The following is a 14,819-nucleotide window of genomic DNA, read 5'->3' as shown; positions in this document are numbered from 1 at the left end:
TGGGAGACTCGCCCTCATGAGCGGGAAGGCGGACCCCCGGCAGGCGGGGGACGGGAGCACCACGAGGACGCGGCTGGACCGGGGGCGCGGAGCGCTCGGACCCGCGCTGGAGCTCGTCCACACCGGACGCGCGCCGACCCGGGCCGTGCTCACCGCCGAGCTCGGGGTGACGCGGGCGACGGCCGGCGCGGTCGCCGCCGAGCTGGAAGCGCTCGGGCTGATCCGGGTCGACCCCCGGCCCGGCGCGGCGGCCGGCTCGCAGGGCAGGCCCTCCCACCGACTGGCCGTCGCCGATGACGGGCCCGTCGCGCTCGCCGCGCAGGTGCACGCCGACGGCTTCCGGGCGGCGCTGGTCGGACTGGGCGGCCGGATCGTCGCCACCGCGCCCGGCTGCGAGGTCGTCGACGCCGACCCGGCCAAAGTGCTCGCCTCCGTCGTCACGGCCGGCGCCGAGCTGCTGCGCGAGACCGGGCTGCGCTGTGTGGGCGCGGGCCTCGCCGTCCCCTCCGCCGTCGCCGAACCCGAGGGCCTGGCCCTCAACCCCCTGCACCTGGCCTGGCCCGCGGGCGCGCCCGTGCGGGACATCTTCGCCGAGCAGGTACGCGCGGCCGGCCTCGAGGGACCCGCGTTCGCCGCGAACGACGTCAACCTCGCCGCACTCGCCGAGCACCGGCACGGCGCCGGCCGCGGCGCCCGCGACCTGCTGTGCGTGGCCACCGGCCACCGCGGCGTCGGCGGCGCGCTCGTCCTCGACGGCCGCCTGCACCGGGGCAGTTCGGGCCTCGCGCTGGAGGTCGGACACCTCACCGTGCACCCCGAGGGCCGCCCCTGCCACTGCGGCAGCCGCGGCTGCCTCGACGTGGAGACCGACCCGCTGGCCTTCCTCACCGAGGCCGGACGCGAACCCGGCCCCGAGGTGTCCCTGCTCCAGCGGTCCATCGACCTGATCCGCCACCACTACGACGACCTGGGCGTCCGCACTGCCGCCGAGGCCCTCATCGACCGCCTCGGTCTCGGCCTCGCCGGCCTCGTCAACATCCTCAACCCCGACCGGATCATCCTCGGCGGCCTGCACCGCACCCTCCTCGACGCCGACCCCGGCCGCCTCCGCGCGGTCGTGGCCGACCGCAGCCTGTGGGGGCAGAGCGGCGGCGTCCCCATCCTGCCCTGCACCCTCGACCACAACAGCCTGGTCGGCGCGGCGGAACTGGCCTGGCAGCCGGTCCTGGACGATCCGCTGGGAGCGCTGTCCACACGGGGGTGAGCGGGCCCGGGCCCCCCGTTCCCGGCGAGTTCGCCGAGCGCGGGCACCCCTCCCTGGTCGGACAGCAGGGCGTACGTCCCCGCTGACGGCCTTCGACGCCCACCCCGTGCACAAGGCCCTGACCGCCGCGTCGAAGCTGCGGCCCTCCGTGGACATCTCGGTGACGTGAGAGTGAGCTGAGACGCAGGGGACGACAGGTATCAGGTGAGCCCGGGCAGGCTTGTCCGCGCCGCTTCCGGGAAGGCTCGCCGCTGAGCGGGCAGGCTGGGGCACGGGCAGTCCGCCCGCACCGCACCACCGAGGAAGTTGACGCAATGACCGACAAGCTCACCGTGAGCGTCCTGGGCACCGGCATCATGGGCGCCGCGATGGCCCGCAACCTCGCCCGGGCCGGTCACACGGTCCACGCCTGGAACCGCACCCGGGCCAAGGCCGAGCCGCTGGCCGCCGACGGCGTGCGGATCGCCGACACCCCCGCGCAGGCCGTCCGGGACGCCGACGTCGTCCTGACCATGCTCTACGACGGTCCCGCGGCGCTGAACACGATGCGCGAGGCCGTCCCCGCCCTGCGCCCCGGCACCGCCTGGGTGCAGTCCACCACCGCGGGCATCGAGGGCGTCGCCGAGCTGGCCGCCTTCGCCCACGAGCACCGCCTGGTCTTCTACGACGCCCCCGTCCTGGGCACCCGCGAGCCCGCCGAGGCCGGGAAGCTGACCGTGCTCGCGGCCGGACCCGCCGAGGGGCGCGAGAAGGTTACGCCGGTCTTCGAGGCGGTCGGCGCCCGTACCGTCTGGTCCGGCGAGGACGGAGCGGAGGGCGGGGCCACCCGCCTCAAGCTCGTCGCCAACAGCTGGGTCCTCGCCGTCACGGCCGCCGCCGGGGAGGCCCTCGCCCTGTCCAAGGCCCTCGGCGTCGACCCGCACGGCTTCTTCGACCTCGTCGCCGGCGGCCCGCTCGACATGGGCTACCTGCGCGCCAAGTCCGATCTCGTTCTCGAAGGCAGGCTCACGCCGCCCCAGTTCGCGGTGAGCACCGCCGCCAAGGACGCCCGCCTGATCGTCCGGGCCGGCGCGGACAACGGCGTCCGGCTGGACGTCGCCGAAGCGGCCGCCGCCCGCATGGAGCGCGCCGCCGCACAGGGCCACGCCGACGAGGACATGGTCGCCGCCTACTTCGCCAGCTTCGACGACAAGCCCCACTCCTAGGAGGTCCCCTCATGTCCGAGCCGCCGCTGCCGCCCGAGGCCGACGCCCTGCTGAGCCGGCCCAACCCCTGCGTCATGGCCACGCTGCGCTCCGACGGCACACCCGTCTCCACCGCCACCTGGTACGTGTGGAAGAACGGCCGTGTGCTGATCAACCTCGACGAGGGCCGGGTCCGCCTGAAGCATCTGCGCCGCGACCCGCGGGTCAGCCTGACCGTCCTCGCCGGCGACGACTGGTACACCCACGTCACCCTCATCGGCCGCGTCACCGAGATGTACGACGACGAGGACCTGGCCGACATCGACCTCCTCGCCCGGCACTACATCGGCAAGCCCTACCCGGACCGCGTCCGCCCCCGGGTCAGCGCCTGGATCGAGGTCGACCGCTGGCACGGCTGGGGTGCGATGAAGGACAGCGACCAAGCCGGCGGCTGAGGCCGGTGACCAGGCCGGTCAGCGCCACTCCACCCCGAACGCCCGGCCCGGGTTCTCCGTGAGGATGCGCGCCACCAGCTCCTCGCCCACGGCATGCACGAGCCGGGGCCGTACCCGGCGCAGCAGGTACGGCATCCCGGGGCCGCCGCTCACCGAGCGGGCGGCGGCCGTCGTGGTGTCCGCGCCCAGCAGCAGCCGGTCGCCGAACCCGGCGTCGGCGAGGGCCCGTACGGCGTCCGGCATCCGCCAGTCCGTGGCGTGGTGGGCGAGTGACGACCCGTCGAAGGCCAGATAGCAGCCGGACTGCGCCGCCTGCCGGTGCACCACGAGGTCGGGGGAGCGGTTGAGGTGCCCGAGCACCACCCGGCGGGGCGGCACCCCCAACTCCCCGCACAGCAGGTCCAGTACGTCCAGCGCACCGGTTCCCATTTCCAGGTGCACGGCGATCGTCGCGCCCGTGGCGTGCTGCGCCTCGGCCGCCGCCGTCATGGTCCAGCGGGCGTGCGCGTCCAGGGCGTGGAAGCCGCCCGCGACCTTGACGAGCCCGGCCCGCACCCCCGACGTCCCGATGCCCTCGGTGAGTTCGCAGACGAAGACCTCGGCGAGCCGGCCGCGCAGCCCGGCGAGCGTGTCCTCGTCGTAGTGCACGGCCTGGTGCAGACCCGTCGCGGCCACCACGTGCACACCGGTCTCCCGGGACAGCGGCGGCAGATCGGCCGCCCGCCGCCCGAGCCCGTACGGCGTCCACTGCACGATGCTCCCACCGCCCTGCTCCCGGAACGCGAGAAGCTCCGCCCGCGCGTCCGCCACGCCGCGCAGCTCCTGGCCGGGCAGCCGGGGACTGCCGAAGAACAGATGGTCGTGGGCGTCGCACACACCCAGGTCTGCGGAAGGCACGTCCCCCAGCACCGTGCGGACCGCGCTCACCACTGGCGTCCCCGGGGCAGCAGGTCCCGGCCCGGCGCGGACAGGTGCAGCACCTCGAACACCTCGCCGCCGGCCTGAGGCGGGTCCTGCTCCCAGAGGGAGAAGTGCACCAGCTCCCAGCGACCGGTGTCGACGGCCGCGGCGGCGAGCAGCGCCCCGTCCGCCACCGCCAGCCGCCGGGCCTCGTCCACCGCGGCCTCCACGGCGTCGGCCAACAGCCCGCCGTCCGGCACCGGTTGACGCCGCCGCAGGGCGAACCGCGCGTGCGACCCCTTCCCCTCCTCGTACGCGAGCCCCGTCCACTGCCGCGCCGACGGCCGACCGAAGTCGTCACCGACCCCCTGGAACCCGCCGCCCCACAGGAAGGCGTTCATGCCGGCCACGGTGTTCCAGAGGTAGAACGGCGCGTACTGGTTGACCGGCGAGCCGCGCAGGCCGCGCTCGCGTATCAGGTAGGCCTTGAGGCCGAGCCCGTCCCAGTCGTCGAGCAGGTGCCCCCGGCGGGCGACGCGGTCCCGGATGATGCCCATGTCGTAACCGGCGGGCAGGGTGAGCTCGTACTGCATGGCGTGCATGGAAGTCTCCTTCAGGAGGTCCGGGGCGCCAGCAGGGAGAGCAGTCCCCGGACCCCCGCGTCGAACGCGGCGGGGGAGCCGGAGGCGCGGGCCAGGACGTAACCGCCCTGGACGGTCGCGACGACCGCCGCCGCGATCTCCCCGCCGTCCAGACCGGGCGCGAACTGGCCCTGTGCCGTGCCCTCTTCGACGATCCCGGCGATCCGCCCACGCAGCCATGCGAGTGTCTCGTCGACCGGCGCGCGCAGCTCGGCGCTCGCGATCACGTCCGGATCCATCGTCAGCCGGCCGACCGGGCAGCCCCGCAGCACGTCCCGCTCGCGCCGCAGATACGCCTCGATGCGCTCGTACGGCGTGCCCGGGCCGTCGAGTACCGCCGCGGCGGTGGCGCGCATCTCCTCGGCGGTCCGCCGGATCGCGGCCAGGGCGAGATCGGGCTTGCCCTTGAAGTGGTGGTACATGCTGCCCTGCCCGGCGTCCGCGCGTTCCAGGATCGCCTTGGGGCTGGTGCCCACGTAGCCGCGCTCCCACAGCAGCTCACGGGTGGACTCGATCAGCCGTTCCGGAGTGCTCATACCCTCACTGTACATACCAGTAGTTACAGAAGTCGAGGCCTGTGCGAAGCGCAGAGACCCGCCCGCCCCCCTACTCCCCATGAGGTACCGCCGGTGCCGCCGGCCGTACGACGACGGGGGCTCCTCGCGCGGCGACTCTGAAAGCGACACAGGACACCGAACCATCAAGGAGTGGGACGACATGCAGACCCTGGCGAACTTCGGCGACGGAGGCGGGCCCGGCCCGTGGATCCTGCTCTTCCCGGTCATCTGGGTGCTGGCGGTCGGCGGCGGCATCGCGCTGCTGCGCCGTACCGTGTGGCGTGGACGCCGCGGCGGTCCCTGGCGGCAGCCCGCCGCCGGGAACGACTCACCCATCGCCGTACTCGGCCACCGCTTCGCCTCCGGCGAGATCGACGAGGACGAGTACTGGCGCCGACTGTCCGTACTGAACGAGGAGTTCGGCCGCAAGCGGGGGGCGGTATGACGGTAACCGCCATGCCCCGCGCACCCGGCCGTCGCGGCCTTCGCGGGGCTGCGGCCGGTCCGGCACGCGGCATGTCTGAACGCGCTGCGGGCCATCGCCACGCGGTGGCGTACGCCGCCGGAGCACACCCGGCGGCGTACGCCCCCGAGGGGACGGTGGTCACCGCCCGGTCAACCGGCAACGGCGGACCGGGCGGGAGCATGGTCGGGCCGGAGCCCGTCGGTGGAAACCCCGACCTCGGCGAACCTGCGCGCGGGCTTCTCCTGGACCGTGCGCCGCGACCGCAGCGAGGGCGCCGTCACCGGGGGGACGGACGTCGGCAGGGTGAACCACACGACCTTGCCGGACTCGCCGTCCGGCCGGACGCCCCAGCTCTCGCTCATGGCGGCCACCATCGCGAGCCCGCGCCCGCAGGTCGCCAGTGGCTCGGCGTCGTCGACCACGGGCATCCGCGGGTCGCCGTCGCGCACCGAGACCGTGAGCCGGTCGAGCAGCAGCTCTATCTCCACGGTGCACGTCTTGTCCGGCTGGGCATGCCGGTGGACGTTGGACAACAGCTCCGTCACGCCGAGCGAGGCCCGGTCGATCAGGGGATCCAGATGCCAGTAGCGCAACTGCGCAGAGACGATTCTGCGGACCTGGCCGATCCGCGACGGCAGGGCTTGGAGCTCCACCGTGCAGTGCCTGCTTGGGTAGCTGATCACGGCTGCGACTCCCCGACGTGAGGTCCGGAAGAACACGGAGTTCGGATCCAGCAGGGCGCCTGCGTGACACTGCCGCCTGCTGTCGTGTCCGGCGGGCTGGTTCGCAGCGTTATCGCCGGTAAACCCAGAGTGACGTGAGACCAGAGTGGCGCAGGGGGTGAGGTACCGCAACTCGCGGACATCTCAGCCGCCACGCCCCGCTGCCCTGCGCACGGCTTCGATGAAGCGCCGCGCGGCCGGCGGGCCCGGCTCTCCCGGGGCGGGGTCGTGATCGCCCAGGGTGAGCAGGTACCGCTTGCCGTTGAGATCCGCCGTGGCCCGGTCATCGGGGCCGAACCAGGGCTTGGAGGCGCGCACGGCCTGCACCGGCGCGCTGTCGATCTCACTGCCGTAGCTGGTCAGCAACTCGAGCCGCCCGTCGCTGATCCTGACCTGCCCCGCCCGGGTGAGCGAACGCAGCCGCTTCCCGATCCGCACGCCCGTGGCCCTGAACTCCGGCTCTCCCATGCCACCCGCCCCCTAGTGTGCGTCGGTGTACCGGCCCGCTCCGCGCGATGCCCGGTACGGGCTCGTGTCCCGATCCAGTGTGCCCCGTCCGGACGCATGGTCCTCTCCGGGTTGGTGCGTCCCGCCCGGTCCGAACCCCGGCCCGGCCGTGCGGAGTGCCCCGCCGACCGTCGCCCCGGGGCGTGCCGTCCGTGCCCGCAAGCCTGCTCCGGAAGGCGATCGCCCCCTGTGGTCACCCCGTCCGGGGCCTTGGTCCCGCCGTGCAGTCTGCCCCCGCCCGGCGTCGAGCACCAGTGCCCGCGACCCCCTCGCCGGGGGGCGCCCGCAGCACACTCGCCCATGCGCCCCCGGGACCGCGCGCCCCCTTGCCCCGGGCCCTGCCCCTGGGGGCGCTTTGGGGGGCTCAAAGCTGCGTTTATGCAGGTGAGATGCGTGCAGAAGGTGCTTATGATCGGGGTGTCGGCCGTGCGCCCCCCTCGCCGGCGCGCAGCGTTAGGAGCCCCCCGTGAGCACCCCCCAGCAGACCCGGACCGGCGTGACCCTCGACGTCGACCACAGCGACGCCGCCTACCGGGCGTGGCTCAAAGAAGCCGTCCGCAGGGTCCAGGCGGACGCCAACCGCTCGGCCGACACACATCTGCTGTGGTTCCCCCTGCCGGAGCGGTGGGGTATCGACCTGTATCTGAAGGACGAGTCGACGCACCCCACCGGCAGCCTCAAGCACCGCCTCGCCCGATCCCTCTTCCTGTACGGCCTGTGCAACGGCTGGATCCGGCCCGGCCGACCCGTCATCGAGGCCTCCAGCGGCTCGACGGCGGTCTCCGAGGCGTACTTCGCGAAGCTGATCGGCGTGCCCTTCATCGCCGTCATGCCGCGCACGACGAGCGCCGAGAAGATCCGCCTCATCGAGTTCCACTCCGGCCGATGTCACTTCGTGGACGACCCCCGCACGATGTACGAGGAATCCGCCCGTCTCGCGGCCGAGACCGGCGGCCACTACATGGACCAGTTCACCTACGCCGAACGAGCCACGGACTGGCGCGGAAACAACAACATCGCCGAGTCCATCTTCCGCCAGCTGCGCCTGGAGCGGTTTCCCGAGCCGGCGTGGATCGTCGCCACGGCGGGCACCGGCGGCACCTCCGCGACCCTCGCGCGCTACGTCCACTACATGCAGTACGACACCCGCGTCTGCGTGGCCGACCCCGAGAACTCGTGCTTCTTCGAGGGCTGGACCACCGGCGATCCGGACGTCACCTGCGACTGCGGCTCCCGCATCGAGGGCATCGGCCGGCCCCGGATGGAACCGAGCTTCGTGCCCGGCGCGATCGACCGGATGATGAAGGTGCCCGACGCGGCCAGTGTCGCCGCCGTGCGGGCCCTGGAACGCGCCATCGGCCGCAAGGCGGGCGGCTCGACCGGCACGGGGCTGTGGAGCGCGCTGAAGATCGTCGCCGAGATGGTGTCCGAGGGCCGGCAGGGCAGCGTCGTGACCCTGCTGTGCGACCCGGGGGACCGGTATCTCGACAAGTACTACTCGGACGCCTGGCTGGCCGCCCAGGGGCTGGACATCGAGCCGTACACGGCCGCGATCGACTCGCTCCTGAAGACGGGCGTCTGGCCCGACTGAGTCCGGGACCTCAGGCCCTCAGCCGCCGGTCCAGCGCCGTCATGGCGTCCCGGAACGCGCGCGCCTGACCCCCGCGCGCCACCTTCATGGCCAACCGGTAGGCAGCCGCCCCGTCGGTGGCGAAGGTCCACCGCACCCGGGTGCCGGTGCCGGCCGGCGCGAGCCGCCATTCCTCGGCTATCGCCCGCACGCCCGGCAGATTGGTGACGTCGACGCGATAGGCGTACACCCCGGGGGCGTCCGCCGCGATGATCGTCTCGCGGAACCGGACGCCGCCGGTGAGCGTGATGTCGCGCCCAGCGCCGGCGCCGGCCGGGCGGGCGGCCGTCACCTGCGGGAACCACTCGGCCCAGCCGGGCACGTCCTCGAGCGCGCCGTAGACCGCCGCCACCGGAGCGGAGACCTCCCGGACGAAGACGTGCCGAACGGGCGCGGTCCCGACGAAGTCCAGCCCCACCGGGCGCAGTCGACGAACCATGGACGGAGCCCTCCTGGACGGGAGCGGTCGGTGACCGGAAGCGCCACCCTAGCTGGCGACCCGTCAGATGTCTGCGTCGTCCTCGGGCTCTCCAGCCACCACCAGCCGCCGCAGATGCTCAGCGACCACCCCGCGCGCCTCGTCCGGCAGGCCGGCGTCCGTCACCAGCGTGTCGATCCGCTCCAGCGAGGCGAACGAACTCAGCCCCACCTTGCCCCACTTGGTGTGGTCCGCGACCACGACCACGCGGCGGGCCGACTGGACGAGCCGCCGGTTCGTCTCGGCCTCCGCGAGGTTCGGCGTCGACAGGCCGGCCTCGACCGATATGCCGTGCACCCCGAGGAACAGCAGGTCGAAGTGGAGCGCCGCGATCGCCTGGTCGGCCACCGGCCCCACCAGCGAGTCGGAGGGCGTGCGCACCCCGCCCGTCAGCACGACCGTGGCCGCGCCCTGCCGCGGGCCCGAGGTGCGCTGCGCCGCGTGGAACACGTCCGCGACCCGCACCGAGTTGGTGACCACCGTGAGGTCCGGCACGTCCAGCAGCTGGTGCGCCAGCGCGAAGGTCGTCGTACCGCCCGACAGGGCGATCGCCGCGCCCGGCGTGACCAGCTTGGCCGCGGCGCGTGCGATGTCCTCCTTGGCGGTCAGCTCCAGGCCGGACTTGGCCTCGAAGCCCGGTTCGTGCGTACTCGCCTCGACCACCGGGACCGCGCCGCCGTGCACCTTCTCCAGCACGCCCTGGCGTGCGAGTGCGTCGAGGTCGCGGCGGACCGTCATGTCCGACACGCCGAGCTTGCGGGTCAGCTCGTTGACCCGGACACCGCCCCGGCGGCGGACCTCGTCGAGGATCAGGGATCGCCGCTGCTCCGCGAGGAGGTTCTGATTCTCGCTCACGTACGCTCCGGTCCTTTCGCCTCAATGCCGTCCGACACCCCTTGCACCGGCTCCGACTAGGACATTCTTCCTGGCTCCGGTGCGAGGGGTGTCCCATCCTCGCATGTCGCGGAGCGGAGAGCGCCACCGCGCCCACTCGTCGCGCGCATGCCGCCGGTGGCCCGACCGTCGCCGCGGTTCATCACGGATCGGGGAGATTCCGTGACAGGAGGTGTGCGGCGCCGCGGAAGTGGAGAACCTTGTGCCCGCACGGACAGAGCCGACGGCGTGTCACGGGGGAAGTGCGAATCAGTGGAACGCGCGCAGGAACATGCGTCGACCGGCGGACCGGACGGTCCCGCCACGCGGCCCGGCGAGACCGGGACCGCCCTGGAACTCCTGGTCCACGGCGTGGGCGGTACCACGCCGCAGGAGATGCTCAACGATCCGCGGACGGTGCGCATCACCGGCGACGACACGGCGGCCGTCTTCCGGCGCGCCGACGACGTCGACGCCGAGCACAGCCCCGACGACCACCGTCGCGACGGCCCGGTGCCCGAGGCCTACGTCTGGTGCAACCTCACCTCCGGCAACGGCACCCGCGCCCTGTGGCTGTTGCTGCTGCCGTTCATGGTCGTCAACCTCGCCCACTGGATGCGCCCCACCGCCCACGGCCGCCGCCGCACCGTGCGCCTGTACGGCCTCCTGGTGCGGCTCGTGGCGCTCACGCTGACGGTGCTGCTCGTCGCGGCGGCCTGCGAGGTCGCCCTCGACCTGGCGGCCTGGCAGTGCGCGGGCGCTGCCGCGTGCGCGGACCGCCACTCCTGGCTGGGCTTCCTCTCACCCACCGTCTCGGACGGCGGCTGGTGGAGCGCCCCCGGCCGCAGGCTCGCCCTCGCCGCCGTCGTGCCCGCCGCCCTGACCGCCCTGCTGTGGTACCTGTCCCGGCGCACGTGGAGCGACTACGAGTCCCAGCAGCCCATCGAACGTGCCCCCGAGCCCGAAGGGGACGGCGGCCCGACCGCACTCGGGCGGCCCGGGTTCTGGTACGGGCGTCGGCTGGTGGCCCGGCTGCGCGCCGCGCACACCGCCGCCGGCCTGATCACGGTCGCCGCCGCGGTCGGCAGTGCCGCCGCCCGCCACGACCGCCGCCCCGGCGGTCCCGCCGTACTCGACACCCTGGGCCTGCTCCTGGAGGTCGCCCTCGCGGCCTGCGCGGTCGCCGTGGTGTGGGTGGTGTGCCGTCGCGGCCGCAGCGAGAGACGGCTGGACCGGAAACTCGACGAGCGTTTCGTACGACGCCTGCCGCTGGCCGCGCTCGTCCTGCTCGCCCTCGCCCTGCTGTACGCCGGGTGGGAGCGCCCGGGGTGGACATCGGAAGGGCGGCTGCCGGGTGACGCGACCTTCGGCGGGATCGCCCTGGTCCAGGGCCTGCTCGTGATCGTCCTCGGTGTCGTCGCCCACGTCCTGCACCGCACCGACCCCGACCGGCGGGCGGTGCTGCGGGGCCTGGGCGGACCGGCCGTGGCGATGCTGGCCTGCGCGCTGGGCGGGGTGATGTCCGGCGGTGTGTCGCAGCGCGTGTCCGACTGGCTGGACGGCACCGGGACGTCGATCGAGGGCCCACCGGTGCTGCTGACCTGGCAGGCGTCCGTGATCCCGCCGCTGCTCGTCGTACTGCTGGGGCTCATCGGCTGGCTGGCCCGTCGCGCCCGGCAGCTCGTCCGCGCCGAGCGCGTCGCCGTGGCACTCGACTACCCGGACGAGGACCTCGACCCCGCCCGCACCCGCCGCATCGCCTACACCCGGGCGATGGCCGCGCTCACCGACCGGGGACCCCGCGTCGTCGCCGTCACCTCCGGCGTCACCCTGCTGCTGGGCGCCGGAGCCCTCGTGGGAGCCCTCGCCACCGACGAGACGCCGGGCGAGGCCGCGCAGGGCGCCTACCCCGTCGTCCACGGCGCCGCCGAGACCGCCCAGGCCCTCGGCTCCTGGCTGATCGGCCTGGGATTCATACTCTTCGTCACCTGGGGCCGGCGCGCCTACAAGGACGCCGCGGCCCGCCGCACCATCGGCATCCTGTGGGACGTCGGCACCTTCTGGCCACGCGCCTCCCACCCCTTCGCCCCGCCCTGCTACGCCGAGCGGGCGGTGCCCGACCTGACCTGGCGGATGGCCACCTGGACCCGTGCCACCGGCGGCCGGCTGGTCATCTCCGGGCACTCCCAGGGCAGCGTGCTCGCCGCAGCAGCGGCCTGGCAACTCGCCCCGTCCGCCCGCAAACGGGTCGCCCTGCTGACCTACGGCTCCCCGCTGGAGCGCCTCTACGGCCGTTGGTTCCCGGCGCACTTCGGCCCCGCCGCGCTCAGCTCCCTGCACCGGGACGTCGACTGCTGGCGCAACCTCTACCGGCTCACCGACCCCATCGGCGGCCCGATGCGCCTGCCCGGCGACCGCGGCCCGCAGGTCGACCACGCCCCCCTGAAGGACCCCCTCGCCTACGGCCGCACCGATCTCCTGCCGCTGCCCGCGCCGATCCTCGGCCACTCCGACTACCAGGCCGATCCGGCCTTCGCCGAGGAACGCCGCAAGCTGCTGGCCCGGCTGCGGCCGGACGTCCCGGAGGTGCCCATGCCGCGCCACCAGCCCGAGCCGCCCGCCGCTTGAGGGGAACCTCAGAGCAGCTCGGGCAGATCCTCGGCGTAGAGCAGCGTCAGGTCGTCCTTGCTCGGCTCCGGGAGCTGGGCGACCCGGCTCGCGTGCCGCTCGACCATCGCCTCGAACGTCTGCCGCGCCGTACGCCCGTTGCCGAACGCCGGGCCCTTGGGGAGCACCGTGAAGTACTTTTCCAGGGCCTCCGCCGCGCCCGCCGCCAGCCGGTACTCGTGCTCCTCGGCCTGCTGCTCCACGATCCGCAGCAGGTCCTCGGGGCCGTAGTCGCTGAAGGTGATGGTCCGCGAGAAGCGGGACGCCACGCCCGGGTTGACCGACAGGAAGCGCTCCATCTCCGCCGTGTAGCCCGCGACGATCACCACGACAGCGTCCCGGTGGTCCTCCATCAGCTTCACCAGCGTGTCGATGGCCTCCTTGCCGAAGTCGCGGCCCGCGTCCTGCGGGGACAGCGCGTACGCCTCGTCGATGAACAGCACGCCGCCGCGCGCCTTCTCGAAGGCCTCCTGGGTGCGGATCGCGGTCGAGCCGATGTGCTCGCCGACCAGGTCGACCCGGGACACCTCCACCAGGTGGCCCTTCTCCAGCACGCCGAGGGAGGCGAGGATCTCGCCGTAGAGCCGCGCGACCGTCGTCTTGCCGGTGCCGGGGGAGCCGGTGAAGACCAGGTGCCGCTTGACCGACGCCGCCTTCAGGCCCGCCTGCTGCCGGCGCCGGCCGACCTCGATCATGTCGGTGAGGGCGCGCACCTCGCGCTTGACGCTCTCCAGGCCCACCAGCGCGTCGAGTTCACCGAGGACGTCCTTGGAGGAGCGGACCGGCTGCTCGGGCTCGGCGACCGGCACCGGGGACGCCGGCTCGGTGCGCTGTCCCGGCACCGCGCCCAGCAGGCCGGGCGAGTGGCTCACCGCCTGCACGGCCGTCGCCGGCGCCGCGGGCGTGCGCAGACCCGCACTCTCGTCGCTCGTGCAGTCCTCGACGACCGGGCCCGCCGCGGACGCCGCGTCCGCGCCGCTGTCCGCGAACTCGTAGCCCCCGCGCGCGCACCGCTCCGTGCGGCACTTCCGCAGCGTCGTACGGCTGCCGTCGATCACATGGAAACCGTAGCCGCCGCTGCCCGTGACCCGGCAGTTCAGGAAGCTGCCCCGGCCGCCGGCCGAGACGTAGACACCGGCCTCCGCCGGGGAGTCGATCGTGCAGCGCTCCACGGTGGGGTCGGCGCCCTTGGTGACGATCACGCCGGTCTGGGTGCCGTCCACCGTGCAGTTGCTGAGCGTGCCGCCGCTGCCGTGGTCGCGGAACCAGGCCCCCGTCGCCGCGTCCCGGATCCGGCAGTCGTCGAGCTGCGCGGTCGCGCCGTCGCTCACCGACACGGCTGTGTTGCGCACCTGCGACAGGTCGCTGTCGACGACGTCCGCACGCGAGCCGCGGTCGAGGACGAACAGCGCGTCCGGCACGTCGTGCACCCGGCAGGAGTCCAGTACGGCGGTGGCGCCGTCACTCACCCACACCGCCGGGTAGTCGCCCGTGCTGTCGAAGATCTCGCACTGGTTGGCGTCCACGCGCGTGCCCGGGTCCCACACCGACAGGCCGTTGCGCCCGAACTGCCGCACCGTGGTGCGGGTCAGCGTGAGAACGGAACGGGAACGCAGGTCGACCGCGTTCTCCGGGATGTCGTGGATGCGGCAGTCGGCGAGTGTCAGCACCGCGTCCGTGTCGAGGGTGACCCCGTCGGCCGTCGTGCGGTGCACATCGCAGTCGGTGAGGTGCGCTGTGGCCCGGCCGGTGATCTGCACACCGCTGCCCCGGACTTCGTAGATCTCGCAGCCCACCGCTTCCAGCGCCGAGTTCTCCCCGGTCGCCGACAGGCCGGAGCCCGACGTGTGGTGGATGCGGCAGCGCTCCAGGCGGGGGTGGGCGCCGCCGCGCACCGCCACGCCCGCCTGGCCGGCCGCGACGACCTCGCACTCCTCGAACACCCCGCCCGCGCCGTCGAGTACGGCGATGCCGATGCCCGCAGGGTTGTCGACCGCGCAGCGCCGCACCGTGGGCCGGGCGCTGCCGCGCACCTCGATCCCGGCCGCCGACCGCGTCACGACCCGCACGTCCCGCAGCTCCGGGGTGCCCTCCTCCACCAGCACGGCAGGGGCGGCCGCGTCCTGGCCCTCCACGTGGAGGTCCTGCACCACCGCCGAGGCGCGCACGGTCAGCGGCACGCCGTCCAAGGGCGCGATCCGCACGGAGCCGGGGGAGCCCTCGGGGCCGCGCAGGGTCACCGCCCGCTGCAGGACGAGGTTCTCCCGGTAGGTGCCGGGGGCGACGGTGAGGACGTCTCCGTCGGCCGCGGCCTCCAGGGCGGCGGCGAGCGATGCGTACTCACCCGTGCGGCGCCGCCACCGCGACGTGCCGGTGTGCGTCACCTGGACCGTGCCCTGTGCCATGGTGTAGCTGTGCCCCCACCTCGGTCGTACTGATGGCTCGTCCGCCCTCGGGGCGCGTCCCTGAGGCCCG

Annotated in this window: 14 protein-coding genes; 6 read left to right on the top strand and 8 right to left on the bottom strand. The window is 73.8% G+C overall.

Annotated elements, in window-relative coordinates; translation table 11 throughout:
• Positions 1-16: 16 nt before the first annotated feature.
• From CEB94_RS04995 to CEB94_RS04985, 3 genes are all read left to right on the top strand, one after another.
• Positions 17-1,264: an ROK family protein gene (locus CEB94_RS04995; RefSeq protein WP_175430996.1), complete on the top strand. Its 1,248-nt coding sequence runs from the start codon at positions 17-19 to the stop codon at positions 1,262-1,264.
• Positions 1,265-1,578: 314 nt separating this feature from the next.
• Entirely contained in the window at positions 1,579-2,469 is an 891-nt protein-coding gene (locus CEB94_RS04990) for an NAD(P)-dependent oxidoreductase (RefSeq protein WP_175430995.1), read from the top strand.
• An 11-nt stretch (positions 2,470-2,480) separates the two neighbouring features.
• Positions 2,481-2,903 (top strand): PPOX class F420-dependent oxidoreductase, encoded by a 423-nt coding sequence (locus tag CEB94_RS04985; RefSeq protein ID WP_175430994.1) that lies wholly within the window; start codon positions 2,481-2,483, stop codon positions 2,901-2,903.
• Between the two features lie 18 nt (positions 2,904-2,921).
• Here the strand turns inward: CEB94_RS04985 and CEB94_RS04980 are convergent, their stop codons facing one another.
• Genes CEB94_RS04980 through CEB94_RS04970 form a run of 3 tightly spaced genes read right to left on the bottom strand, consistent with a single transcriptional unit; the run spans position 2,922 to position 4,980 of the window.
• A complete protein-coding gene (locus CEB94_RS04980; RefSeq protein WP_175430993.1) occupies positions 2,922-3,830 on the bottom strand; it encodes a phosphotriesterase family protein in 909 nt (302 codons plus the stop codon).
• Positions 3,827-4,405 (bottom strand): DUF4865 family protein, encoded by a 579-nt coding sequence (locus CEB94_RS04975; protein WP_175430992.1) that lies wholly within the window; start codon positions 4,403-4,405, stop codon positions 3,827-3,829. The genes CEB94_RS04980 and CEB94_RS04975 overlap by 4 nt, the downstream gene beginning before the upstream one ends.
• Positions 4,406-4,416: 11 nt before the next feature.
• Positions 4,417-4,980: a TetR/AcrR family transcriptional regulator gene (locus CEB94_RS04970; RefSeq protein WP_246111729.1), complete on the bottom strand. Its 564-nt coding sequence runs from the start codon at positions 4,978-4,980 to the stop codon at positions 4,417-4,419.
• A gap of 181 nt (positions 4,981-5,161) precedes the next feature.
• Between CEB94_RS04970 and CEB94_RS04965 the strand changes: the two genes are divergently transcribed.
• On the top strand, positions 5,162-5,446 hold the full coding sequence (locus tag CEB94_RS04965; RefSeq protein ID WP_175430990.1) for an SHOCT domain-containing protein: 285 nt from the start codon (positions 5,162-5,164) through the stop codon (positions 5,444-5,446).
• A 170-nt stretch (positions 5,447-5,616) separates the two neighbouring features.
• Here the strand turns inward: CEB94_RS04965 and CEB94_RS04960 are convergent, their stop codons facing one another.
• Complete coding sequence (locus tag CEB94_RS04960; RefSeq protein ID WP_175430989.1) at positions 5,617-6,150, bottom strand: ATP-binding protein; 534 nt, start codon at positions 6,148-6,150, stop codon at positions 5,617-5,619.
• A 183-nt stretch (positions 6,151-6,333) separates the two neighbouring features.
• Positions 6,334-6,657 (bottom strand): hypothetical protein, encoded by a 324-nt coding sequence (locus CEB94_RS04955; protein WP_175430988.1) that lies wholly within the window; start codon positions 6,655-6,657, stop codon positions 6,334-6,336.
• 505 nt (positions 6,658-7,162) lie between these two features.
• Here CEB94_RS04955 and cds1 point away from each other — a divergent pair.
• Positions 7,163-8,287 (top strand): L-cysteine desulfhydrase Cds1, encoded by a 1,125-nt coding sequence (gene cds1 / locus CEB94_RS04950; protein WP_175430987.1) that lies wholly within the window; start codon positions 7,163-7,165, stop codon positions 8,285-8,287.
• 10 nt (positions 8,288-8,297) lie between these two features.
• On the opposite strand, the gene CEB94_RS04945 is transcribed toward cds1, so the two are convergent.
• Both CEB94_RS04945 and CEB94_RS04940 read right to left on the bottom strand, forming a co-directional pair.
• Positions 8,298-8,765, bottom strand: coding sequence for an SRPBCC family protein (locus CEB94_RS04945; protein WP_175430986.1), 468 nt, complete (start codon positions 8,763-8,765; stop codon positions 8,298-8,300).
• Between the two features lie 63 nt (positions 8,766-8,828).
• Entirely contained in the window at positions 8,829-9,659 is an 831-nt protein-coding gene (locus tag CEB94_RS04940; RefSeq protein ID WP_031139458.1) for a DeoR/GlpR family DNA-binding transcription regulator, read from the bottom strand.
• Between the two features lie 291 nt (positions 9,660-9,950).
• On the opposite strand from CEB94_RS04940, the gene CEB94_RS04935 reads away from it, so the two are divergent.
• Positions 9,951-12,305, top strand: a complete 2,355-nt coding sequence (locus CEB94_RS04935; protein ID WP_175430985.1) for a hypothetical protein — start codon at positions 9,951-9,953, stop codon at positions 12,303-12,305.
• An 8-nt stretch (positions 12,306-12,313) separates the two neighbouring features.
• Here CEB94_RS04935 and CEB94_RS04930 read toward each other — a convergent pair whose 3' ends face one another.
• A complete protein-coding gene (locus CEB94_RS04930; protein ID WP_175430984.1) occupies positions 12,314-14,749 on the bottom strand; it encodes a right-handed parallel beta-helix repeat-containing protein in 2,436 nt (811 codons plus the stop codon).
• Between the last annotated feature and the right edge of the window lie 70 nt (positions 14,750-14,819).

The sequence above is a fragment of the Streptomyces hawaiiensis genome, from assembly GCF_004803895.1.
Classification (GTDB): Bacteria; Actinomycetota; Actinomycetes; order Streptomycetales; family Streptomycetaceae; genus Streptomyces; species Streptomyces hawaiiensis.
Note: the sequence above shows the minus strand (reverse complement) of the source record. Positions and strands in the feature narration are given on the sequence as shown.